At 69.1% G+C, this 22,646-nt stretch carries 19 protein-coding genes; 11 read left to right on the forward strand and 8 right to left on the reverse strand.

Annotated features, from left to right (window positions below; translation table 11 throughout):
* Positions 1-42: 42 nt before the first annotated feature.
* A complete protein-coding gene (gene phoU / locus NXI30_17170; GenBank protein MCR9095956.1) occupies positions 43-723 on the reverse strand; it encodes a phosphate signaling complex protein PhoU in 681 nt (226 codons plus the stop codon).
* Positions 724-1,065: 342 nt separating this feature from the next.
* Here phoU and NXI30_17175 point away from each other — a divergent pair, with 342 nt between their 5' ends.
* The gene (locus NXI30_17175) at positions 1,066-2,106 is read left to right on the forward strand and encodes a PstS family phosphate ABC transporter substrate-binding protein (protein ID MCR9095957.1); all 1,041 of its coding nucleotides are present in this window, start codon (positions 1,066-1,068) and stop codon (positions 2,104-2,106) included.
* 233 nt (positions 2,107-2,339) lie between these two features.
* On the opposite strand, the gene NXI30_17180 is transcribed toward NXI30_17175, so the two are convergent.
* From NXI30_17180 to hflX, 3 genes are all read right to left on the reverse strand, one after another.
* Positions 2,340-2,762, reverse strand: coding sequence for a phasin family protein (locus NXI30_17180; GenBank protein ID MCR9095958.1), 423 nt, complete (start codon positions 2,760-2,762; stop codon positions 2,340-2,342).
* Positions 2,763-3,132: 370 nt separating this feature from the next.
* Positions 3,133-4,143 (reverse strand): ketoacyl-ACP synthase III, encoded by a 1,011-nt coding sequence (locus NXI30_17185; protein ID MCR9095959.1) that lies wholly within the window; start codon positions 4,141-4,143, stop codon positions 3,133-3,135.
* A 57-nt stretch (positions 4,144-4,200) separates the two neighbouring features.
* Entirely contained in the window at positions 4,201-5,940 is a 1,740-nt protein-coding gene (hflX, locus tag NXI30_17190) for a GTPase HflX (protein MCR9095960.1), read from the reverse strand.
* Positions 5,941-6,381: 441 nt separating this feature from the next.
* Here hflX and glmU point away from each other — a divergent pair, with 441 nt between their 5' ends.
* From glmU to nagZ, 5 genes are all read left to right on the forward strand, one after another.
* Entirely contained in the window at positions 6,382-7,890 is a 1,509-nt protein-coding gene (gene glmU / locus NXI30_17195; protein MCR9095961.1) for a bifunctional UDP-N-acetylglucosamine diphosphorylase/glucosamine-1-phosphate N-acetyltransferase GlmU, read from the forward strand.
* Positions 7,891-8,114: 224 nt separating this feature from the next.
* Positions 8,115-9,950, forward strand: coding sequence for a glutamine--fructose-6-phosphate transaminase (isomerizing) (gene glmS / locus NXI30_17200; GenBank protein MCR9095962.1), 1,836 nt, complete (start codon positions 8,115-8,117; stop codon positions 9,948-9,950).
* A 39-nt stretch (positions 9,951-9,989) separates the two neighbouring features.
* Positions 9,990-10,331, forward strand: a complete 342-nt coding sequence (locus NXI30_17205; protein MCR9095963.1) for a c-type cytochrome — start codon at positions 9,990-9,992, stop codon at positions 10,329-10,331.
* Complete coding sequence (locus NXI30_17210) at positions 10,328-11,701, forward strand: FAD-binding protein (protein MCR9095964.1); 1,374 nt, start codon at positions 10,328-10,330, stop codon at positions 11,699-11,701. Before NXI30_17205 ends, NXI30_17210 begins: the two co-directional genes overlap by 4 nt.
* 3 nt (positions 11,702-11,704) lie before the next feature.
* Positions 11,705-12,781: a beta-N-acetylhexosaminidase gene (gene nagZ, locus NXI30_17215; GenBank protein MCR9095965.1), complete on the forward strand. Its 1,077-nt coding sequence runs from the start codon at positions 11,705-11,707 to the stop codon at positions 12,779-12,781.
* Here nagZ and NXI30_17220 read toward each other — a convergent pair whose 3' ends face one another.
* Entirely contained in the window at positions 12,782-14,023 is a 1,242-nt protein-coding gene (locus tag NXI30_17220; protein ID MCR9095966.1) for a VCBS repeat-containing protein, read from the reverse strand.
* A gap of 225 nt (positions 14,024-14,248) precedes the next feature.
* Between NXI30_17220 and NXI30_17225 the strand changes: the two genes are divergently transcribed.
* Genes NXI30_17225 through NXI30_17235 form a run of 3 tightly spaced genes read left to right on the forward strand, consistent with a single transcriptional unit; the run spans position 14,249 to position 18,329 of the window.
* On the forward strand, positions 14,249-16,576 hold the full coding sequence (locus NXI30_17225) for a UvrD-helicase domain-containing protein (GenBank protein MCR9095967.1): 2,328 nt from the start codon (positions 14,249-14,251) through the stop codon (positions 16,574-16,576).
* A 31-nt stretch (positions 16,577-16,607) separates the two neighbouring features.
* Complete coding sequence (locus tag NXI30_17230) at positions 16,608-17,381, forward strand: crotonase/enoyl-CoA hydratase family protein (protein MCR9095968.1); 774 nt, start codon at positions 16,608-16,610, stop codon at positions 17,379-17,381.
* A gap of 21 nt (positions 17,382-17,402) precedes the next feature.
* A complete protein-coding gene (locus tag NXI30_17235; GenBank protein MCR9095969.1) occupies positions 17,403-18,329 on the forward strand; it encodes a TIGR01777 family oxidoreductase in 927 nt (308 codons plus the stop codon).
* Positions 18,330-18,354: 25 nt separating this feature from the next.
* Here NXI30_17235 and NXI30_17240 read toward each other — a convergent pair whose 3' ends face one another.
* The 3 genes from NXI30_17240 to NXI30_17250 are packed head-to-tail and all read right to left on the reverse strand — an operon-like array spanning position 18,355 to position 20,574.
* The gene (locus NXI30_17240) at positions 18,355-19,020 is read right to left on the reverse strand and encodes a class II aldolase/adducin family protein (protein ID MCR9095970.1); all 666 of its coding nucleotides are present in this window, start codon (positions 19,018-19,020) and stop codon (positions 18,355-18,357) included.
* Positions 19,013-19,444, reverse strand: a complete 432-nt coding sequence (locus tag NXI30_17245) for a VOC family protein (protein ID MCR9095971.1) — start codon at positions 19,442-19,444, stop codon at positions 19,013-19,015. The genes NXI30_17240 and NXI30_17245 overlap by 8 nt, the downstream gene beginning before the upstream one ends.
* A 2-nt stretch (positions 19,445-19,446) precedes the next feature.
* Positions 19,447-20,574, reverse strand: coding sequence for a D-alanine--D-alanine ligase (locus tag NXI30_17250; protein ID MCR9095972.1), 1,128 nt, complete (start codon positions 20,572-20,574; stop codon positions 19,447-19,449).
* Between the two features lie 172 nt (positions 20,575-20,746).
* Here NXI30_17250 and larE point away from each other — a divergent pair, with 172 nt between their 5' ends.
* Together larE and NXI30_17260 are read left to right on the forward strand one after the other, a co-directional pair.
* Positions 20,747-21,631, forward strand: coding sequence for an ATP-dependent sacrificial sulfur transferase LarE (gene larE, locus NXI30_17255; protein MCR9095973.1), 885 nt, complete (start codon positions 20,747-20,749; stop codon positions 21,629-21,631).
* A 92-nt stretch (positions 21,632-21,723) separates the two neighbouring features.
* On the forward strand, positions 21,724-22,620 hold the full coding sequence (locus NXI30_17260) for a hypothetical protein (protein ID MCR9095974.1): 897 nt from the start codon (positions 21,724-21,726) through the stop codon (positions 22,618-22,620).
* Positions 22,621-22,646: the final 26 nt, after the last annotated feature.

Genomic DNA, 22,646 nt, shown 5'->3' on the forward strand with positions numbered 1-22,646 from the left:
CTGATCCGTCGCCTGCGGGCGCTCGGCTTACCCTTCGCGGGCTCAACGCTCTCCGAGCTTGTCCGAGTGCTTCAGGTTGGTCGCCTCGGTGGCGAGCACGACTTCTTCGGCGATGTTGGTGGCGTGATCGCCGATCCGCTCGAGGTGCTGGGCGATGAAGATCATGTCGATCTGCTGACGGGACTCGTCGGGATCGTCCTCGAGGCGGTCGATCGACGCGCGAATCAGTTCGTCTTCCTTGTCGTCGATCTTGTCGTCGTCTTCGAGGACCCTGCGCGCCGCATCGGCGTCGAGATCCGCGAGGGCCTGGACGGCGTTGCGCAGCGCGGCCCGGCTGTCGTCCGCGAGGCTGTGCAGCTGGGGCGGGAGCTCGATGGGAGGGACGTCGGAGAGGCGCCGGGCGCAGCTCGCGATGTTCCGCGCGATGTCCCCGACGCGCTCGAGGTCCGTCGCGACGGATTTGACCGCGACGACCAGGCGAAGGTCGCTGGCGACCGGCGCGTCGAGGGCCAGGATCCGGAGGACCGTGTCGTCGATTTCGACGTCGAGGCGGTCGATCGCGAGGTCGTCGTCCTTCACTTCGAGGGCAAGGGCCGAGTCCCGCTCCCAGATCGCCTGGAGGCTCTTGTCGAGGATCGCCTCCGAGAGTCGAGCCATCTGCAGCACGGTCTCCCGCAGGCTTCCCATGTCGCGGTCGACCCGTTTGTTGGCGCGCTGCGACATGTTCCTCCTGGCGCGAGAGTCGTCCCGCGGGCGTCATGGGGGGCGGATTCCAGCCGTTCTCCCGCGATGTGAACGCGCGGGCGGGCCTTCCGGCCTCGCCAGCATAGAGTTTCTTCCCTGATTTCGGCAACTTGCGGCGATCGGGCTCGATCCGTGGCCGATCGGGGCATCGTCACGGAACTGTCACCGTTCCTTCAAGGTGCGCGCATACCCGACGCGTAGATTCGCGGGCGTTCGAGGACTGTCTCCTCGATCCCATTCGAGGCGCGAGCCCGAATGCCCACCCTGAGCCGGTCGGACCCTTCCGGGCCGAACACGGCTGCAATACGAAGGAATCGAACGATGACGATTCAGCGCATGGCCCTCACGGCGATGCTCGGCCTCTCCCTGGCCCTTGTCTTCACCCAGGGCGCGGCGGCGCGCGAGCAGATCCACATCGTGGGCTCTTCGACCGTCTTCCCGTTCTCGACGACCGTCGCGGAGCGCTTCGGCCGCAGCACCTCGTTCAAGACGCCGGTCGTCGAGAGCACCGGCTCCGGCGGCGGACTGAAGCTCTTCTGCCAGGGCGTCGGCGACCGCACACCCGACATCACGAATGCCTCCCGCCGCATCAAGTCGAGCGAGGTCGACCTCTGCGCGAGCAACGGCGTTGCCGAGATCGTCGAGGTCCAGATCGGCTTCGACGGCATCGTCCTCGCGAACTCCAAGAAGGCCGATCGGATCGAGCTCACGCTGAAGCAGGTCTTCCTCGCCCTCGCGAAGCAGGTCCCGGTCGACGGGAAGCTCGTTCCGAACCCCCACAAGAACTGGAGTGACGTCGATCCGTCGCTGCCGAACCGGCGCATCGAGGTCCTCGGCCCGCCGCCGACGTCCGGGACGCGGGACGCCTTCGTCGAGGTCGCCATGGAGGGCGGCGCGAAGAAGATCCCGATGCTGAAGGCGCTCCGGAAGGAGAACAAGAAGGAGTTCAAGCGCGTCGCCCACTCGATTCGCGAGGACGGCGCCTACATCGAGGCCGGCGAGAACGACAACCTGATCATCCAGAAGCTCGAAGCGAACCCGACGGCGCTCGGCATCTTCGGCTTCTCGTTCCTCGATCAGAACGAGGACAAGATCCAGGGCTCGATCGTCGACGGGGCGGAGCCCACGTTCGAGAACATCGCCGACGGCCAGTACGCGATCTCCCGCTCGCTCTACTTCTATCTGAAGAAGGCGCACGTCGGGAAGGTGCCCGGCCTTCAGGAGTTCGTGAGCGAGTTCACGAGCGACAACGCCTCGGGTGAGGAGGGCTACCTCGCGGACAAGGGGCTCATCCCGCTTCCGGACGGCGCTCGCGGCGAGGTGAAGCAGAGCGCCGCTGCGCTCGCCCCGCTCGAGCTCTAGTGGCTCACTCCTTCGGGCACGTCGCCCGGATTCCCCTGAAACGCATCAGGGAAACCAAGAAGGCCCGAGTCGCGTGATGCGACTCGGGCCTTTTTGTTCGCTCGCGGCTCCGGAGGAACGAATTCCTACGACGAAGCCGGAGTGACGAGAAGCGCGGCGGGCGCCGCGGCGGGGGTGATGTCCGCCCGTATGACCGGGTCGGACTCACTGTGCGGCGCGCGGGCCTGCTGGGATCAGGCCGCCTGCTGCTTCTCGAGGGTGCGGAGCTTCTTGTTGAGCTGCGCGATCTTGCGCTCGAGCTTCTTCAGCTCGTCGAGACGCGCGAGCTTGAGGCTCGTGTAGATCTGGTCGACACCGGCGTCGACGTTCTTCTCGACGCGCTCGGTCAGCTCGTCGCGGAGCTCTTCCGCCCGCTTGATCGCCGGAACCTTGCGCAGCTCCTTCTGGACCTGCTTGACGTTCTTCTCGATCCGCTTCTGGCTCTGGGTGCGGAACTTCTCGCTGCGGGTCTGCAGCTCGTCGGTCCACTTCTCGAGCTCGGTCGTGATCTTGTCGATGCCTTCGCTCGCCCAGTCGGGGCGGAAGTCTTCCCAACTCCAGTCGGCGTTTCTCGCGGAGCGGGTGGTCTTCTTCGTGCGGGTCTTCGTCGTGGCCATGGCTTCGTCCTCTTTCCTGTCCTGTCAGTCGGATTCCGCGTCGACCCGGGGATGCGGGTTCCCGGAGCACGAACGGCGCCGGGGAGATGTGGCGGAAGGTTGGGGTGCCTGATGTTGCCTGTCGGGGTTGACGCGACGCGTCTTTCCCTGCGACGCGGCGGATCCTAGACACGCTGCGTCATAGGGTCAACCAGGAATCTCGGAAAAAGAAGAAAAAACTTTCGAAACAACTAGATAGCGGCGACGCAGAGCAGCAATTCGTTGCACCTGTGCCGCCCTCGGCGCGTTTTGACGCACTGAGTCGAGATCCGCTCTGGACGACGCGCTCGGGCGGCGGTCCGGTCGGCTTCGGGCCGACCCCGGGCGGGCCTCAGCCCCAGCGCAGGACCGCGCTCGCCCAGGTGAAGCCCGAGCCGAACGCCGTCAGCGAGACGAGCTGGCCCGGCTGCAGGGTCCCGTCCCGGGAGGCCTCGGCGAGCAGGATCGGGAGCGCGCCGGCGGAGCAGTTGCCGAGGCGCTGGATGTTGTTGCGGACCTTCTCCTCGGGAATCTCGAGCCGCTGGGCCACCGCCTCATTGATCCGCAGGTTCGCCTGATGGAAGAGGAAGAGGTCGACGTCGTCGAGCTTGAGGCTCGCTGCGCCGAGGGTCTCGAGCAGCACCTCGGGCATCCGGGTCACCGCGTGCTTGAAGACGAAGCGCCCCTCCATGTGCGGGAAGTGCTTCTTTTCCGCGAGCATCTGCTCGTCGATCCGAACCGGATAGCGCGCGGAGCTCGGTCCCTCGGTCCAGAGCCGGCGCGCATGCTTGCCCTGCGCGTGGCAGCGCACCTCGAGCACGCCGGGCCCGTCGTCCTCGCCGTCGACCGCCTCGAGGAGCGTTGCGCCCGCGCCGTCCCCGAAGATCACCGTGACGTCCCGCCCCTCGGTCGAGACGTCGAGCCCGGTCGAGTGGACTTCGGCTCCCACGACGAGCACGCGGCGGTGGGCACCCGTCCGAATCAGGGCGTCGCCCATCTGGAGCGCGTAGAGGAAGCCGCAGCACTGGGCACGGAGGTCGATGCAGGGGATGTCGCCCGCGTCGATCTCTTCGTGAAGGAAGAAGGAGGTTCCGGGGAAGTCGTGCTCGCCCGAGAGCGTCGCCAGCAGGATGCAGTCGATGTCCGCGACCTCGAGGCCGGCCTGCTCGAGGGCCTGGTGGGCCGCGCCCGCGGCGAGGGTCGAAGGGCGCTGGGTCTCGTCGATCCAGCGGCGCTCCTTGATGCCCGTCCGCTGCTCGATCCACTCCTCGGTCGTGTCCATCCACTGGGTCAGGTCGGCGTTCGTGACGACGCGGTTGCCCACGCTCATCCCGGTGCCCGCGATTCGGGAGCGAAGCGGCATGTGGGATTTCCTCCAGAAGTCGGCCGGCCTGGCAGCGCCGGCGGGGTGGCGTCCGGCCTAACGTCCGGACGCGGCGAGGTCGACGAAGCGGTCTTCTTCTCCGGGGACGCGATCCTCGTCGTCCCAGAGGATCTCTTCCGCTTCGGTCAGGAGTTCGCGCAGGCCAACGCCCGTGAGCGCGGAGATCGGGATCGCCTGGTAGCGACGCGCGAGGGCCTGGGCCTCGGCCTCGTCCAGCCGGTCGATCTGGTTGAACACGAGCAGCTCCGGCTTCTGGTCGAAGCCGAGCTCGCCGAGCACGTCGCGGACGGCGCGAATCCGTCGATCGATGTCCGGACTCGCGGCATCGACGACGTGGAGCAGCAGGCTCGCGTCGCGAAGCTCCTCGAGGGTCGCGTGGAACGCGGCGACGAGGTCCTCGGGCAGGTCGCGGATGAAGCCCACGGTGTCCGTGATGATCACCTCGCGCTCACGCGGGAAGCGAAGCCGTCGCGAGACCGGGTCGAGGGTCGCGAACATCTTGTCCTCGACGTGGACGTCGCTCTGGGTGAGCGCGCGCAGGAGCGTGCTCTTGCCCGCGTTGGTGTAGCCGACGATCGAGAGGACGGGCACGCCGCGGCGGCCGCGCTTGCGGCGCCGTCCCTCACGTTGCTTCGTGAGCCGTTTCGCTTCGCGTTCGAGGCGGGTGATCCGGTCGCGGACGCGGCGACGGTCGCTCTCGAGCTTCGTCTCGCCGGGGCCGCGGCCGCCGATCCCGCCCGCGAGGCGAGAGAGCGAGAGATCCGCGCGTTGGGCGAGGCGAGGCATGCGGTAGCGGAGCTGAGCGAGCTCGACCTGGAGCTTGCCGTCTCCCGTGGACGCGCGCTGGGCGAAGATGTCGAGGATGAGCTGGGTCCGGTCGATGACGCGCAGCTCCATCCGTTCGGAGAGGTTGCGCGCCTGGGCCGGCGTCATGTCCTGGTCGAAGATGACGAGGTCGATGTCGCTCTGGAAGCATCGGATCACGAGGTCCGAGAGCTTGCCGGCGCCGATCACCGTGCGCGGATCGACCTTGGGACGCGACTGGGTCACGACGTCGACGACGTGGACCCCCGCGGCGCGGGCGAGCTCCCGGAGCTCGTCCACGTGCATCTCGAGGGTCTCGCGGTCACGGCCGGCGGTGACGGAAACGAGGATCGCACGTTCGCCTTCCGCGACTTCCTGGCCTTCGGTCGCGCGCGAGAGTTCGTTCTCGAGGTCGCGGATCCAGGTGCTGAACTCGAAGTCGAAGTTGGCCGGATGGACCGGGTCGAGCTTCTCGACCGAGCGGCCGTCGTCGTTCGCTGGCGCGAGGGACGCGGCGTGGGCGAGCCCGGGGAGGCCGTCGTCCCGGACTTCGATCGAAACGACCGCGTCGAGCCGGAGGAGGGCGAGGTCGGTCTCGTCGTCGCGGGTCAGCCCTTCGCCGGCGAGGTGCGTGTGGACGAGCCGCAGGCCCCGGAGGCGTCCGCGGCCGGCACGCAGGCGGCCCCAGTCGGGGAGCTCGATGCCCGAGCCGCTGCCGATCATCACGTGCTGGACGGATCCGGAGCGGTCGAGCAGGACCCCGACCTGGCGACGCACGTCGCTCGAGAGCTCGGTCAGCTCGCGAGCGAGTTCATTGGTGACGAGGAGATCGTCCGAGAGGCGGCGGCGTCCGAGACGTTCGAGGGCCTTGACCTGGCTGGCCTTGAGGCCGGTCGTGTTTCCGTGGACCTGGATGGGAGGGCTCCTGCGACGCGCGTGGTGGACGAGGTCGCTGGCGGAGGGCGCTGGCATCTCGCGGCAGACTGCGAGGGACGGTCACCGCCTCGGCGCGCGGCGGATGACACCCACCGAGGGTAGGGAAGCGGCGCTGGACGGAACAGGCTCGCGAGTCCAATCCATGGGTCGTGGACGGCACGGTCGTGCCCCGAAGGGTGTCCGTCCCAAGACGTTCCGGGGGCGTGGGGAGTCGGCGACGCGACCGGTGCGGGGATCCGCCATACCCTCGGTGCCCTCCGCGTGCCTGACCCGGCCGCTGGCGGTCTCCGTCCTGCAGGCCGGATTCTCCAATGTTGCGGGTAGGTTGCGCGCTTGAGTCCGCCAGTCGGCGGGCCGATGCAGACGGCGTGTTTTCCCGCCTCCTAACGACGCGGGAAGGACACTCACCCGGGCGGGCCGGATTCGCGTGCGAGGGCGGGTCGGGCGCCCGGACGGAGGATCAGCGAGTTGAGCGAGGTGTCGGTGATCGTCCTGGCCGCGGGTCAGGGTACGCGCATGAAGTCCCGCCGCGCGAAGGTGCTCCACGAGCTCTGTGGTGTTCCGATGCTCGGCCACGTGCTCCGCAACGCGCGCCGCCTCGATCCCGCTCGCCTGATCGTGGTCGTCGGCCGCGATGCCGACGAGGTGAAGGAGCGCTTCGAAGGCGAGGCCGAATTCGTCCTCCAGGAGGAGCAGAACGGGACCGGGCACGCGGTGCGGGTCGCGATGCCGACCCTCGGCGAGGTCGGGGGCGACGTGCTCGTCCTCTACGGCGACACCCCGCTCCTCTCTCCCGAGACCCTCGAGCAGATGGCGAAGACGAAGCGCGAGCGCGGCGCGGATCTCGCGGTCCTGACCGCGCGCACCCGAAACATTCCCGGTCGCGTGGCCCGGGACGAGCAGGGTCGTGTCTCCCGGATCATCGAGGCCCAGGACGCCACGCCGGAAGAGCTCGAGCTCGAGGAGCGCAACACCGGCGTCTATCTCTTCTCCGCGGATCTCCTCCGCGACGGGCTCGCCGCGCTTCGCCCGAACAACGCCCAGGGCGAGCTCTACATCACCGACATCGTCGGCTTCGCCGTCTCGCGCGGTCTGCGCGTCGAGGCGGTCGAGACTCCCGACCCCGACGAGTGCATGGGCATCAACAACCGCGTCGAGCTCGCCGACGCGACCGCCTACATGCGCCGGCGCATCGCCCGCGAGCACATGGCCGAGGGCGTGACCTTCATCGACCCGGACACGGTCTACATCGACGCGGACGTCACGATCGGTCGCGACTCGATCATCGAGCCCGGCGTCGTGATCACCGGCGACTCTTCTCTCGGCGAAGGCTGCCACGTGAAGGCCGGCTGCGTGATCGAGGAGAGCCGCCTCGGGAACGACGTCACGATCGGCCCGTCGGCCCATCTGCGCCCCGGCAGCCGCCTCGGCGAGGGCGTGAAGATCGGCAACTACGTCGAGATCAAGAACTCCACGCTGGGTCCCGGTAGCAAGGCCGCCCACCTGGGCTACATCGGCGACGCCGACGTCGGCGCCGGCGTGAACTTCAGCTGCGGCGCGATCGTCGTGAACTACGACGGCTACAAGAAGACCCGGAGCACGATCGGCGACCAGGCCTTCATCGGCTGCAACGCCAACCTCGTCTCGCCCGTCACGATCGAGCCCCACGGCTTCGTCGCTGCCGGGTCCACGGTCACGAAGGACGTCCCGGAGGACGCTCTCGCCTTGGCGCGCACGAAGCAGCGCAACATCGAGGGCTGGGTCGCCCGCAAGGAAGGCCGCGCCCGGCCTCGTTCCTCGACCTCCGCCGAAGCCGGAACCGACGCCCCGTCAGCGGCATCTGCTCCGAAGTCCGTCCCGAAGAAGCGTCCGACCCGAAAGAAGAAGGCCGCGGCGAAGAAGAAGGCTGCAAGAAAGAAGGCAGCCAAGAAGGCCACGAAAAAGAAAGCCTCGAAGAAGCAGCCCGGCGCGAAGCGCCGCAAGTAGAAAACCGAACGCCAGAAACGCAGGCCGCGATTTCTGGCGCCACACGTCGAGCATTTCCAACGCAGAGTGGCGTCAGAAGCAGAAGGCGCGGCCGGGAACCAACTCAAGAAACGCAGGCTGCGATTTCTGACGCCAGTCAAGGCGGAAAGCGGAGGCGTGCTCCCGCACGTCGAGCATTTCCAACGCAGAGTGGCGTCAGAAGGCGCGGCCGGGAGCAAGCTCAAATGTGTGGGATTGTTGGATATGTGGGCCGTGAACATGCGGCCGTCGACGTTCTCGTCGATGGTCTTCGGCGACTCGAATACCGGGGCTACGACTCGGCCGGTGTCGCCATCCTCGAAGGCGGGTCGATCGAGGTCCGCCGCGCGAAGGGCAAGCTGATCAACCTCGAGGGCACTCTGCGCGAGAAGCCGCTCCAGGGTCATTGCGGAATCGGCCACACCCGCTGGGCGACCCACGGCAAGCCCTCCGAGCGGAACGCCCACCCCCATCGCGCCGGCGGCGTCGTCATCGTCCACAACGGCATCATCGAGAACTACCGCGAGCTGCGCGCGGCGCTCGAGCGTCGCGGGGCCGAGATCCAATCCGACACGGACACCGAGCTGATCGCCCACCTGATCGACGAGCGGGTGCGGGACGGCCAGGACCTGCTGACCGCGGTCCGGGAATCGTGCCACGACCTCGAAGGCTCCTACGCCCTCGCGGCGATCTGCGACGCGGCCCCCGACACGGTCGTGACGGCCAAGAACGGGGGCTCGCCGATCATCGTGGGTCAGAGCGACAAGCAGGCCTTCCTCGCCAGTGACATCCCCGCCGTCCTGCCGTACACGCGCGATCTCCTCTCCCTCCACGACGGCGACTTCGCCGTCCTGACGGAAGAGGGGATCCAGGTCTGCGACATCGAAGGCCGGCCGATCGATCGCGAGTTCAGCGTCGTGCAGTGGGACCCGGTCTCCGCCGAGAAGGGCGGCTACGACCACTTCATGCAGAAGGAGATCTTCGAGCAGCCCCGCGCGATCACCGACACGATCGGGACCCGCGTGAACGAGGCGGAGCAGGGCGTCGACCTCGACGGGATCGAATTCGACAAGGCGTGGCTCGACGACTGCCAGGGCGTGACCCTCGTCGCCTGCGGGACCTCGTACTACGCGTCGCTCCTCGGCAAGTACATGATCGAGCAGATCGCCGGGATCCCCTGCGAGGTCGATCTCGCGAGCGAGTTCCGATACCGCAAGCCGATCGTCGGCTCGCGTCGTCTCGTGATCCCCGTATCCCAGTCCGGCGAGACGGCGGACACCCTCGCCGCCCTCGAAGAGGCGAAGGGGCAGGGCGCGCGGATCCTCGCGATCTGCAACGTCCGCGAGTCGACGATCGCGCGGGCGAGCGACGACGTGCTCTACACGCAGGCGGGTCCCGAGATCGGCGTCGCCTCGACGAAGGCCTTCGTGACCCAGGCGATCGCGCTCTACCTGGTCGCGCTCAAGCTCGGGATCGTCCGCCAGCTCCTCTCGGACGACGAGATCCGCGAGAAGCTCCACGACGCGATGCGCCTGCCGCGCATGGTCGAGGGCGTACTCGAGCTCGACCAGGAGATCCTCGGCGTCGCGCGCAAGTATTTCAAGGCGCAGGACTTCCTCTTCCTGGGCCGCGGAATCATGTTCCCGATCGCCATGGAAGGCGCGCTCAAGCTCAAGGAGATCAGCTACATCCACGCCGAGGGCTATGCCGCCGGCGAGATGAAGCACGGTCCGATCGCACTGATCGACGAGAACATGCCCGTGGTCTGCATCGCCACGAAGGGCGAGCTCCACGACAAGCTGGTCTCGAACCTCGAGCAGGTCCGCGCCCGGGACGGTCAGGTGATCGCCCTCGCCTCGACCGGCGACGAAGAGATCGCCGAGAAGGCGAACGACGTCTTCTACATCGACGATCTCGGCGACTATCTGACCTCGATCCTCGCCGTCGTCCCCCTCCAGCTGCTCGCCTATCACATCGCGACGCTGAAGGGCACCGACGTCGACCAGCCGCGGAACCTCGCGAAGAGCGTGACGGTCGAATAGTCTCTCTCCGTCGCTCGCCGGGAGCGGCGGGAGGGATCGATGCACCGTTCGTTCGCGTTCGTCGCGGCCGTCTTCTCCGCGGGCCTGATCGGCTGCGCGCCGACCCTCGAGTCGCAGGGCGCCGAGGGCGGCGCCGAGGCCTTCGCTCTCGCCTGCGCTCATTGTCACGCCAGCGGCCTGTCCGGGGTGCCCGCCGCGGGGGTACCCGGAGATTGGAACGCGCGCGAGACCCGGGACTTCGAGGTCCTGCTCGAGCGCGTGATCGCTGGACACGGGAACATGCCGCCGCTCGGCAGCTGCGCCTGGTGCAGCGAGTCGGAGCTCCGCGCGGCGATCGCGCTGATGGTGACGGGGTCGGAGATCGAGGTTCCGACGCCGTGAAGAACTGCACGCGACGGGAGCTGATCCGGGACGGTCTCGCGGCGATGGCGCTCGTTTCGATTCCCGGTTGTGCCGCGCCGACGCCGGAGCGCCGCCTCGCCTGGCGCAACTGGGCCGGGGATCACGCGTGCCGGCCGGCGGCGCGTCTCGCGCCCCGGGACGAGGACGAGCTCGCGTCGATCCTGCGGCGCGGCGCCGGCCCGATCCGCCCGGTGGGTTCGGGCCATTCCTTCACGCCGGTCGCGGCGACCGACGGGACCCTCGTCTCCCTCGATCGGATGCGCGGTGTGATCGCGGCGGACGCCGCGGGCCGCCGCGCCGACATCTGGGCGGGGACGCGTCTGCACGCCCTCGGACCGGAGCTGGCTCGGCACGACCAGCTCCTGACCGTCCAGCCGGACATCGACGACCAGGCCCTCGCCGGTGCCCTCGCGACGTCGACCCACGGAACGGGACCCGCGTTCGGCTCGATGTCTTCGTACGTCGAGGCGTTGACGCTCGTGACGCCATCGGGGGACGTCCTGACCTGCGATCGAGAGCGGGAGGCCGAGGTCTTTCACGCGGCGCGCTGCTCGGTCGGCGCGCTCGGGGTGACTTCCCGCGTTCGGATGTCGAACACGGTGCCGATGAACGTCGAGGAGCGGACCTGGACGGCGCCCGTCGAAGAGGTGCTGGCGAACGCTGAGCGCCTCGCCGCGGATCACATGCACATGGAGTTCATGCCGATGCCCCGGTCCGGGCTCTCGCTGGTGATGACGACGGACGCGACGGATTCGACGGAGATCGACCTCCACGAGGACCCGACCGCCGTCGAGCAGCTGCGTGCGGCCTGGCAGGCCGTCGGCGGCGACCCGGCGGTCTATCGCCAGGTGGTCTGGGAGGCGCTCGGCGAGGGGGCCGCCGACGTGCGCTCCGGTCCGGCCCATCTCGTGCGCGCCCACGCGCGCTTCACGCGCTTTCGGGAGATGGAGTACATGGTGCCGGCGGAGGTCGGTGTCGATTGCGTGCGTGAGATCCTGGACGCGATCGATCGGACGAACCTCCCACTCGTGTTCCCGATCGAGGTCCGGTACGTGAAGGAAGACGACGTCTGGCTCAGCATGTTCGAAGGTCGCGCCGGCTGCACGATCTCGGTTCATCAGTTCGCCGACGAAGATCAGCGCCCGGCCTTCGATCTGATCGAGCCGATCCTCGTCCGCTACGAGGGACGTCCGCACTGGGGAAAGATGCATGGCCTCGATGCCGACGCGCTGCGCGAGCGCTACCCGAGATGGGACGATTTCCAGCGGGTGCGCCGAGCGCTCGATCCCCGCGGCCGCATGCTGAACCCGTGGCTCGAGCGGACGCTCGTGACCGCGGACGCGAGCTAGCCCGTGTCGGCCGCCGCCCATCCCGGCCAGCTCCTCTTCGTCGGCTATCCCGGCCACGAGGTTCCCGACGATCTCGCTGCACTCGTTCGAACGGGTCGCGTCGGTGGCGTGATCCTCTTCAAGCGGAACGTCCGCGATCCGGAGCAGGTGCGTCGGGTCGTCGCCGAGCTCCACGCGCTCGCGCCGAGCGAGGCCCCGCTCGTCGTCGCCCTCGACCAGGAAGGCGGCCGGGTCCAGCGCCTGCGCGCGCCCTGGACGGAGTGGCCACCGATGCGCGCCCTGGGGCAGCGCACGCCCGAGGACACCGCGCGCTTCGCCCGTGCCCTCGCGATGGAGCTCCGGGACTGCGGCTTCGATCTCGACTTCGCGCCCGTGGTCGACGTCGACAGCAACCCGGACAATCCGGTGATCGGAGACCGGAGCTTCGGGGGGACGCCCGAGATCGTCTCCGCCCACGCGACCGCGTTCATCGAGGCGCTGCAGGACGAAGGCGTCGCGGCCTGCGCGAAGCATTTCCCCGGCCACGGGGATACCGATCTCGACAGCCATCTCGCCCTCCCGAAGCTCGACCTGGATCTGGCGCGCCTGCGCGAGATCGAGCTGCCGCCGTTCCGGGCGGCGGTCGAGGCGGGGGTCGCGAGCATCATGACCGCTCATGTGCTCTTCCCGCGCCTCGACGAAAAACGCCCGGCCACGCTCTCCGGGGACGTCATGCAGATCCTGCGCGGCGAGCTCGCCTACGATGGCCTCGTCTTCAGCGATGACATCGAGATGCGCGCGATGGCGGATCACTGGTCTTCCCATGCGTGCTCGATCGGCGTTCTCGAGGCGGGGGTCGACTCGATCCTGGTCTGCTCGAAGGCCGATCTCCGGGACGAGGTCCTGGCCCATCTGGAGTCGGCGCCCGACGCGCTCCTCGAAGCGCCGCTTCGTCGGATGCAGGCCTTCAAGGAGTGCTTCGGTGGCGGACGGGCGGCGACGCGATCCGCTCCTCCCTACGCCGAGCATCTGGCCCTGGCGGAGACCTTCGTCGCCGGGCGCCCGACCGACGTGACGTCGGACCCGACCGAACGCGCCTGACTAGCGCCGGCGGACCATGCGCAGCCCCGCGAAGCCCGCGGCGAGGAGCGCCCCGATCGCGGCGCCGCCGAGGCCGAGACCCGGAACCGGCGTCGGCGCCTGGCCGAGGTAGACCCTCAAGAAGTCTCCCCCGAAGTCCGCGAGCGCGAGGTCGGGGCGCCCATCCTCGTTGAAGTCCGCGGCCACGGCGCCGAAGAAGCTGCTGACGGAGGGCACGACGGTCGGCGCTCCGAAGGTGCCGTCGCCGACTCCGGGATAGACGCTGAAGCTTCCGTTGTTCGCCGTCACGAGGTCGAGCTCGCCGTCGCCGTCCATGTCCTCCGCGAGGATCCAATACGGATTGTCGCCGGCCCCGGGGCCGATCCCGTAGCGAACGGGCGCGGCGAAGGTCCCGTTGCCATTGCCGAGCAGGACCGCGATCTCGTCCGACTGGAAGCAGGCGACCGCCACGTCGACGTTCGCGTCGGCGTCGAAGAAGCCTGCGACGACGGACTCCGGACGAGTGCAGGTCGTGGGAATCGCCGTCGGCGGACCGAAGGTGCCGTCTCCGTCGCCCAGGACCAGGCCGAGCGAATTGTCCGCGCTCTGCGCGTTGCTCGTGATCACGTCGAGCAGGAGATCGCCGTCGAAGTCGGCGACCGCGAGATCGGTCGGGAACGCGGCCGCGGACCCGATCGGCGTGCGGATCTCCGGGCCGAACGTGCCGTCCCCCTCGCCCAGAAAGACCGAGATGTTGCCGCGCTGTGCGTTCGGCGTGACGAGGTCGAGGGCGAGGTCGCCGTCGAAGTCGACCGCCTGGACGCTGCGCGGACCGTCGTCGGTCACGCCGATCACTGGAGTCTGGAACGTCCCGTCGCCGTTGCCGAGCCAGGCGGAGACGTTTCCCGTATTGAACGGAACGCTCGTCGTGACGAGGTCGATTCCGCCGAGGCCGTCCAGGTCCGCCGCGATCACGCCCTGCGGAAAGTTTCCGACGGCGAAGGTCTCGATCAGCGTGAAGCCGCCGGCGCCGTCACCGGCGAAGACGTTCGCGTCGTCGGAAGCGCGGTTCACGACGATCAGGTCGAGGTCGTCGTCGCCCGTCCAGTCGGCGGCGGCGACCTGGGAGGGGTTGAGCCCGGTGGCGAGCGAGACTGGCGGTGCGAAGGCGAACTGGGCCGAGGCGGGAAGCGCGGTGAGACAGAGAAGGATGGACGCGAAGAGGATCGGAGGCGTCGAACCGGGACGGGGGGACAACAGCATGAGCACCTCGAGCGTGACCGGACCCGTTCATCGTAGCGAGCGGAAGCCTTTACAGGAGGACGCGCGGTCGCACGGGTACCCGCGGGCGTGGTCCGGGGCCGCGCACGCTCGCCACGCCTCGGCACGTCGAGTAGATTCCCCGGACCCCGTCCACGCGATCGCGTCCCCCCAACGCCGCTCGCCCCCTCCTGGCCGAACTCTCGGCCCGACACCCTCGGACAGCGCGTGAACTCCGACTTCGACGCCGATCTCGACGAACTCTTCGACGGCCCCGCCGAGCCCGAACCGCATCCTTCCGCGACGCCGGGCGACCTGACGGAGCAGATCTTCGCCGGCCTGAATCCGGCCCAGCGCAAGGCGGTCGAGACGACCGAAGGCCCGCTCCTCGTCCTGGCCGGGGCCGGCTCCGGCAAGACCCGCGTCCTCACGAACCGGATCGCCTACCTGGTCGGCGTCTGCGGGATTCCGGCCGAGCAGATCCTGGCCGTCACGTTCACGAACAAGGCCGCCGGCGAGATGAAGGAGCGCGTCGAGAAGCTCCTCGGTCCGGCGATGGGCGACATCTCGATCGGGACGTTCCACTCGATCGGCGTTCGGATCCTCCGGCGTGACATTGGCCATCTCGCGCGCAGCCGCGGCTTCGTGATCTACGACGACGCGGACACCCTCGGCGTGATCAAGGAAGTGCTCAAGGCCGACGGCCTCGACCCGAAGGTTCACGATCCGCGGCGCATTCGCTGGCAGATCGACCAGTGGAAGAATGCCGGCCTGCTCCCGCCTGCCGCCGCGGAGCGTGCCAAGGATCTCGACGAGGAGATGATCGCCGGGCTCTACGCGAAGTATCAGCGCAAGCTCGGCGATGCCGAGGCCCTCGACTTCGGGGATCTGCTGCTCCTGACCGCGGAGCTCTTCCGCAAGCACCCCCGTGTCCTCGACTACTACCGTGATAAGTACAGCTACATCCTCGTCGACGAGTACCAGGATACGAACGGCGTGCAGTACGGCCTGATCGGTCAGCTCGCCGCGGGCCATCGGAACCTGTGCGTCGTCGGCGACCCCGACCAGTCGATCTACGCGTGGCGCGGCGCGGACATCCGGAACATCCTCGACTTCGAGCAGGACTATCCCGACGCGACGGTGATCAAGCTCGAGCAGAACTACCGCTCGACCCAGCCGATCCTGTCCGGCGCCTCCGCGGTCATCCAGAACAACTACGACCGCAAGGACAAGGACCTCTTCACCGAGCAGGAAGGCGGCTCGCCGATCCGCTTCTACGAGGCCGAGGACGACCGGGAAGAGGCGCAGTTCGTGGTCAAGAACATCCTCGCCGCGAATCGCGCCGAGGACGTCCCCTTCGGCCACATCGCGATCCTCTACCGGACCAACGCCCAGTCGCGCTCCTTCGAAGAAGAGCTCCTCAAGTACGACATCCCCTACACGATCGTGGGCGGCCAGCGCTTCTACGAACGCAAGGAGATCAAGGACATCCTCTCCTATCTCCGGCTGCTCGTGAATCCGCGCGACGACGCGGCGCTCCGGCGGATCTACAACGTGCCGGCCCGCGGGATCGGCAAGGCGAGCTGGGAGAAGATCGAGGCGCACGCGGTCACGCGCGGCCTCCCGCTGATGGAGGCGATGCGCGAGGCGGTCGAGGGGCAGCTGATCGGGCGCACGAGCGGCAAGGTCGCCGCCTTCCTCGACATGCTCGACAACTTCCGCTCGTCCCCGGAAGGCGGTCTCGCGATCGGCGGAACCCTGGAGGGCCTCCCGCTCGAGGACATGATCGCCCGCGTGATGGACGCGACCGGCTACATCCGCGCCCTCGAGAAGGAAGACACGCCCGAAGCCGAGGCGCGACTCGACAACCTTCGCGAGCTCCTTTCGTCGGCGCGGGACTTCCACGCCGTGAACGAGGACGAGCTCGCCGACGAGGAACGGAGTGAGCTCGAGCTCTACCTCGACCAGGTGGCGCTCATCTCGGACCTCGACAACTACGAGGACCGGGAAGACCGGGTCTCGATGATGACCGTCCACTCGGCGAAAGGCCTCGAGTTTCCGATCGTGTTCCTGGTCGGGATGGAGGAGCGGATCTTTCCGCACGCGTCCTCGAGTCGAGACGAGGCCGGGCTCGAGGAGGAGCGGAGACTCTGCTACGTGGCGATGACCCGCGCGATGGACCATCTCTTCCTGACCTGCGCAGCGGAGCGCTTCCGTTACGGCGATCGCTCCTACCAGTCGCCGAGTCGATTTCTGCAGGAAATTCCGGACGAGCTGATCGAGACGCTCGGCACGGCGAACCGCGGCGCGCGATCCCGCTACACGGACTCGAGCGAATCGCGCTCGTCGAGCGGATACGACTACTCCTATGCCCAGGACGAGCCGGGCGAGGGGGAAGGCGTCGCGATCGGGACCCAGGTCCGCCATCCGGTGTTCGGGCGCGGCGAAGTCCTCGCGGTGCTCGGCAGCGATCTGAACCAGAAGCTGCGGATCAAGTTCGAGCGCGCCGGCGTGAAGACCGTGATGGTCAAGTACGCCAACCTCGAACTCGCCTGATCGCAGGGTCCCCCACAGACGGAGGTCCGTCATGAAGGTCCGAACCGAAGTGGACGGCGGTCTCTTCGTCGTCACGATCACACGGCCCGAGGTCCGTAACTGCGTCGATCGCGAAACGGCCGCGGCCCTCGCGGACGCGTTCCGGAAGTTCGACGAGGACGACGCGCTCGAAGTCGCGATCCTGAACGGGGAGGACGGCTGCTTCTGCGCCGGCGCCGACCTGAAGGAGGCGAGCGGCGGGGGATCGAACGCGAACAAGGTGATGGAGGACGGCGACGGGCCGATGGGACCGTCGCGGATGCTCCTCGGCAAGCCGGTGATCGCGGCGGTCGAGGGCTTCGCCGTCGCGGGGGGACTCGAGCTCGCGGTCTGGTGTGACCTGCGCGTCGCCGCGCGGGACGCGGTCTTCGGCGTCTATTGTCGCCGCTGGGGCGTGCCGCTCGTGGACGGGGGCACGATCCGGCTGCCCCGCCTGATCGGTCAGAGCCATGCGATGGACCTGATCCTGACCGGTCGCGGCGTCTCGGGCGACGAGGCGAAGACGATGGGCCTCGTGAACCGGCTCGTCGAGCCGGGAGGGGCGCTCGAGGCGGCGAAAGCGCTGGGGCGCGAGATCGCCGCGTTCCCACAGAGGTGCATGCGCAACGACCGGATGTCCGCGATCACCCAGTGGAGCCTCGATCTGGATTCGGCGCTGCTCGCGGAGACGAAGCTCGGCCTCGAAGTGATCCGATCGGGCGAGACCCGCGAGGGTGCCACGCGCTTCGCGAAGGGCGCGGGGCGCCACGGCAGCTTCAGCGGCTAGGCTCCCCGCGGAGGAAACGTCTTGGGCGAATCGACGACGGAGAAGCGGGCGGGCGGCGTGCTGATCACCGGGGCGACCGGTCTGATCGGCGGCCTGTTGCTGCCCGGCCTGCGGGATCGCTTCGCGTGGGTCCGCTCGCTCTCGCGGTCCGGGAGCGCACCGGCCGCAGGAATCGAAGCGCGGACCTGGGACGGACTCGATCCCGGCACGACCGCCCTCGACGGCGTCGACACGATCGTCCATCTCGCGGGCGAGCCGATCTTCGGCGGTCTGCCGAGCCGTGCCCGGCTGGCGCGGGTCCGCGCCAGCCGGATCGAGTCGACGCGGCGCCTCGTCGAGCGAATCGCCGAGCGCGCCGAGGCGGACCGACCGAAGACCCTCGTCTGCGCCTCCGCAGTCGGGATCTACGCGGACGGAGGTGATTCGCCGCTCGACGAATCGACGCCGGCCGGCGACGGCTTCCTTGCGAAGGTCTGTCGGGACTGGGAGGCGGCGGCGGACGCGGCGACGGCCCTCGGGCTGCGCGTCGTCAAGATCCGGATCGGCGTCGTCCTCTCGAAGGAAGGTGGGGCGCTCGCCTTGATGTACCGGCCCTTCGCGATGGGGGTCGGCGGTCGGCTCGGGAGCGGTCGTCAATTCTTCCCCTGGATCCACGCCGACGATCTCGTGCGGGTGATCGAGCGGGCGATCGACGAGCCGATCGAAGGCGCGATCAACGCCGTCGCCCCGGAGTCCGTGCGAAACGAGGAGCTCACCCGGTCTCTCGGAAAGGTGCTCGGTCGGCCGACGTTCCTGCCCGTCCCCGCTTTCGCGATCCGGACGGCGCTCGGCGAGGTCGCCAGCGAGCTGCTCGACAGCAAGCGGGTGGTGCCGGCGAGGCTCGAAGAGATGGGCTTCGCGTTCCGGTACCCGACGCTCGAGAGCGCCCTCGAGGCCGAGCTCGGCTAGCCGAAGCGCGCGCCCGGGCGCGGTCTCAGTCGCGCACGGTCGCCTTGCGCCGGCGGTCGAGATAGGACGCCGCGAACTCTTCCCGGATCGCCGTCGGGAGCGGGATCGGTTCGCCCAGGGCCCGCGCGCCCCAGACGATCCGCGCGGCGCGCTCGACGAGCTTCGTCAACTGGAGCGCTTCGGCGGCGCTCGCGCCGACGACCACGAGACCATGGTTCGCGAGGAGCACGGCGGCCCGGTCGTCGAGTCGCTCCGCCGCGGCCTCGCCCAGGGCCGCGGTCCCGGTCCGCTGATAGGGCGCCACCAGGACGTCGCCGCCCACGTAGTACTCGAACTCCTCGAGCACGCACGGGATCGTCTGGCCGGCCACGGCGAACATCGAAGCGTGGACCGCGTGGGTATGGACGACGGAGCGGATGTCCGCGTGGCGACGCAGGCAGGCGAGATGGAGGTCGATCTCGGTGGTCGGCGCGCGATCGCCCTGCAGCACGCCCCCGTCGAGATCGGTCACGACGAGATCGTTCGCGGTCATGCCCGCATAGGGGAGGGCGGTCGGCGAGAGGACGACGCGGCCGTCGTCGGTGCGCGCGGAGACGTTGCCGGCGGTGCCTTCGGTAAGGCTCGCGCGGTCCATCTCCTGCAGCGTCTCGAGCACGTCGCGGAGCGTGGCTTCGAGGGCGGGATCAGCCATCGCTCTCTCCGCGCGCCTTGAGCTCGACGACGTTCCCGTCGGGATCGCGGATGTAGATGGAGGGTCCGAAGCCCGTCGCCCCGTACCGCTCGCCCGTGTCTCCGGCCTCGACGTCGTGGGCTTCGAGGTGGGCCCGGATCGCGGCTTCGTCGAAGGTGTCGAGGGTCAGCGCGAAGTGGTCGACGTTGCGGCCGTCCGGTGCGACCGGCCCTCCACCGGCGCGGCCGAGGCGCGTGTCGAGCCCGACGAGATCGATCAGCGCACTCCCCGCCCGGAGCTGGACGAGCCCGAGCTCGTCGAGGCGCCGCTCGACCGGGCAGCCGAGGATCTCGCCGTAGAAGGCGACCGATCGCTCGAGGTCGGCGACCCGGAGGACGACGTGATCGAGTCCGCTCGGCCGGATCGGGGAGGTCGACGCGACCACGCCTAACGTTCCAGAGGAGGCGGAGCGTGGGTTTCGAGCTTCGACCGGTGATCGTGTCGTTCGAGGGCGAGCTCGATCAGGCGGTCGAGAAGCTCCGTGTAGGGCAGGCCGGTCGCTTCCCACAGCTTCGGATACATCGACACGCTGGTGAAGCCCGGCAGGCTGTTCAGCTCGTTCACGTAGATCTGGTGGGTCTCGCGATCGACGAGGAAGTCGACGCGTGCCATCCCTTCCGCACCGAGCGCACGGTAGGCCTCGATCGCGGTCGCGCGGATCGAGCCTGCGAGCTCGGGCTCGAGATTCGCGGGAATGATCAGCTCCGTCGCGTCGTCCCGATACTTCGCGTCGTAGTCGTAGAAGGCCTGGGTCGCGCGAATCTCGCCGACGACGCTCGCCTCGGGATGATCGTTGCCGAGGACCGCGACCTCGACCTCCCGCCCGTCCACGTTCGCTTCGACGACGACCTTGCGGTCGTAGCGCCGCGCCAGATCGATCGCGGCGACGAGGCTCGCGGTGTCGTCGGCGCGGGAGATGCCGACCGAGGAGCCCGAGTTCGCGGGCTTCACGTAGACCGGCAGACCGAGCTCGGTCTCGACGCGCTCCGCCGCGGCGGGGAGCCCTTCGCGGTCGAGCTCTGCGGGCGAGAAGGTGATCCACGGCGTGACCGGCAGACCGGCGTGGGCGAGCAATCGCTTGGCCACGTCCTTGTCCATCTGCGCGGCGGAGCTGAGCACGCCGGAGCCGACGTAGGGGAGCTCGGCCATCTCGAGCAGGCCCTGGAGCGCGCCGTCCTCGCCGCCGCGTCCGTGGATGATCGGGAAGACGACGTCGACACGACCCGCGGGCCCCGGCGCCGGCCCGGCGTTCGCGGCCTGCAGCTCGCTCGCCCCCGCCGTGGCGGGCAGAAAGACGTCGGGCTGGGCGAGGGCGTCCGAGAGACTCGCGTCCGGCAGCGCCTCGAGGGCATCGGCATCGATCAGGTGCCAGCCACCCTCTGGATCGACGCCGATCAACGACACGTCGTAGCGGTCCCGGTCGAGCGCACCGAGGATCGAGGCCGCCGATACGATCGAGACGTCGTGCTCGACCGAGCGACCTCCGAAGAGGAGCCCCACGCGCAGCTTTTCCATGTTCCCCCCGTCCATGACTCCGTCCACTCCCTCGGGCACCGTGGCCCCTGCGAGAGTTCGATGCGGGGAGGATACGGCGCCGCTTCGCAGGATGCCCGGCGGGGTGCGCCGGCAGCGCCCTCGAGCCGCCGATCGAGTTGAAATGCCTCGGGTCGCCTCGTAACCTCGCCGCGTGACCGCCCCCGCCGATGCAGCCTCCGCCTCTTCTCCTGGCCCCGCTGAGGTCCCCGCCGCCCTGCGCGCGAAGGAGGACGCCCTCTTCGCGCGGCTGCGCCAGGCCGGCCGCGTGATGGTCGCCTTCTCGGGAGGCGTCGATTCGAGCTATCTCGCCTGGGCGGCCCATCGCGCCCTCGGCGACGACGCCCTCGCCGTGACCGCCGTCTCGCCCTCCTATCCGGCGAGCCATCGCGAGATGGCGGAGGAGATCGTCGAACGCTTCGGCCTTCCCCACCGCTTCATCGAGACCCACGAGATGGAGAGCGCGGCCTATCGCGCGAACGCGACCGATCGCTGTTACCACTGCAAGTCCGAGCTCTTCGAGACGATGGACCGCCTGCTCGGCGAGCTCGGATTCGACCACGTGTCCTACGGCGTGAACACCGACGACACCGGCGACTTCCGGCCGGGCCACCGCGCCGCCGACGAGCACGCCGTCCTCTCTCCCTTCCTCGACGTCGAGCTCTCGAAGCAGGAGATTCGTGACCTCTCCCGCGCGGTGGGGTTGCCGACGGCGGACCTGCCCGCCTCCGCGTGCCTCTCCTCGAGGCTGCCCTACGGAACCGAGGTCACGGTCGAGCGTCTCGGCCAGGTCGAGCAGGGCGAGGAAGCGCTGCGCGCGCTCGGGTTCGAGCAGGTGCGGCTGCGCCATCACGGCGAGCTGGCGCGGATCGAGGTCGATCCCGCCGAGCTGCCGCGCGCCCTCGATCCGGAGATGACGGCGCGGATCGTCGCCGCGATCAAGCCCCTCGGCTTTCGCTACGTCTCTCTCGACCTCGAGGGCTACCGGACCGGTTCCCTGAACGAGGTCCTGCAGATCGCCCGCGACCCGATCCGCTGATCCGGGGCGCGCCCGTTCCCCCAAGGCCTTCGGGTCCTCGCGGCGACCGTCCTTCCTTCCCTCTTCAAGCCGACTCACGGATTCCCCCCACCATGTTGATCACTCTCGACTGCGCCGGTCATCCCCGCGACATGGGGCTCGCGCAGGGCACGGCGGCGCGCGATGCGATCCGCGCGGAGGCGGCTCGTCTCGGTCTTCCGCGCCGGCGTTCGCGCCTGCCGAATCTGCGCGCCCTCGCCGTCGGTCCGGTCCGCGGCGTGGGTTCGGGCCGCGAGTTCTTCCGCCACTTCGCGCACCTCGCCGAGCGGGTCGAGGGGGTCGCGAAGAGCGCGGACCTGCCTCTCGATTCGGTCGTGGAGATGCACCTCCGCGTGCGGGCGGGGGGCGAAGCGGGTGGCCTCCTGTCGAGGCGCGCGACGGTGGCGGCGCGGGCCTTCGAGGCCGGCTCGTCGGACAAGCGCTGGACCCTCGAGCGCAGTCTTCCCGGGGCGTGCGGCGCGGAGTCGGACTGGGTGATCCGATCGAGTCGACCGGCCGTCGGGTTCGCGTCGGTCGAGGTCGGACTGCCCTGGCTGGTGTCTTCCGTCGCGGGCGTGAACGAAGCGGGGCTCGCCGTCGTCGCGGGGCCGCTGCTCTGGGGGCCGGAGGGACGAGACGGGGATCCGACCTCGCTCCTGCTGGTCCAGGAATGCCTCCAACGCTTCGGCGATCTCGACGGAGCGCTCGATTGGTGCGAGAAGCGACCGGTCGCGGGCGAGCAGTCCCTGGTCCTCGCGGATGCGGCGGGTCGACTCGCCACGGTCGTCGTCTCGCGCTCCGAGCGACGGATCCAGTTCGGGGAGAGCGAGCTCCAGCTCGAGGCCGGTGAGCCGGAGCCCGCCGAGGACGGGGCCCCGGAAGGGCGCGTGACCGTCGATCCCGTCGAGGGGCGACTCAGCTTCCGGCGCGGCGGGGAGGCCCTCGACCTGCGACCGGGCGAGGGCGGCTGAGCGCCGGCCGAACGCTGGGGTCGCGC

It is taken from the genome of bacterium (assembly GCA_024742285.1).
GTDB lineage: Bacteria > Myxococcota_A > UBA9160 > UBA9160 > UBA4427 > UBA4427.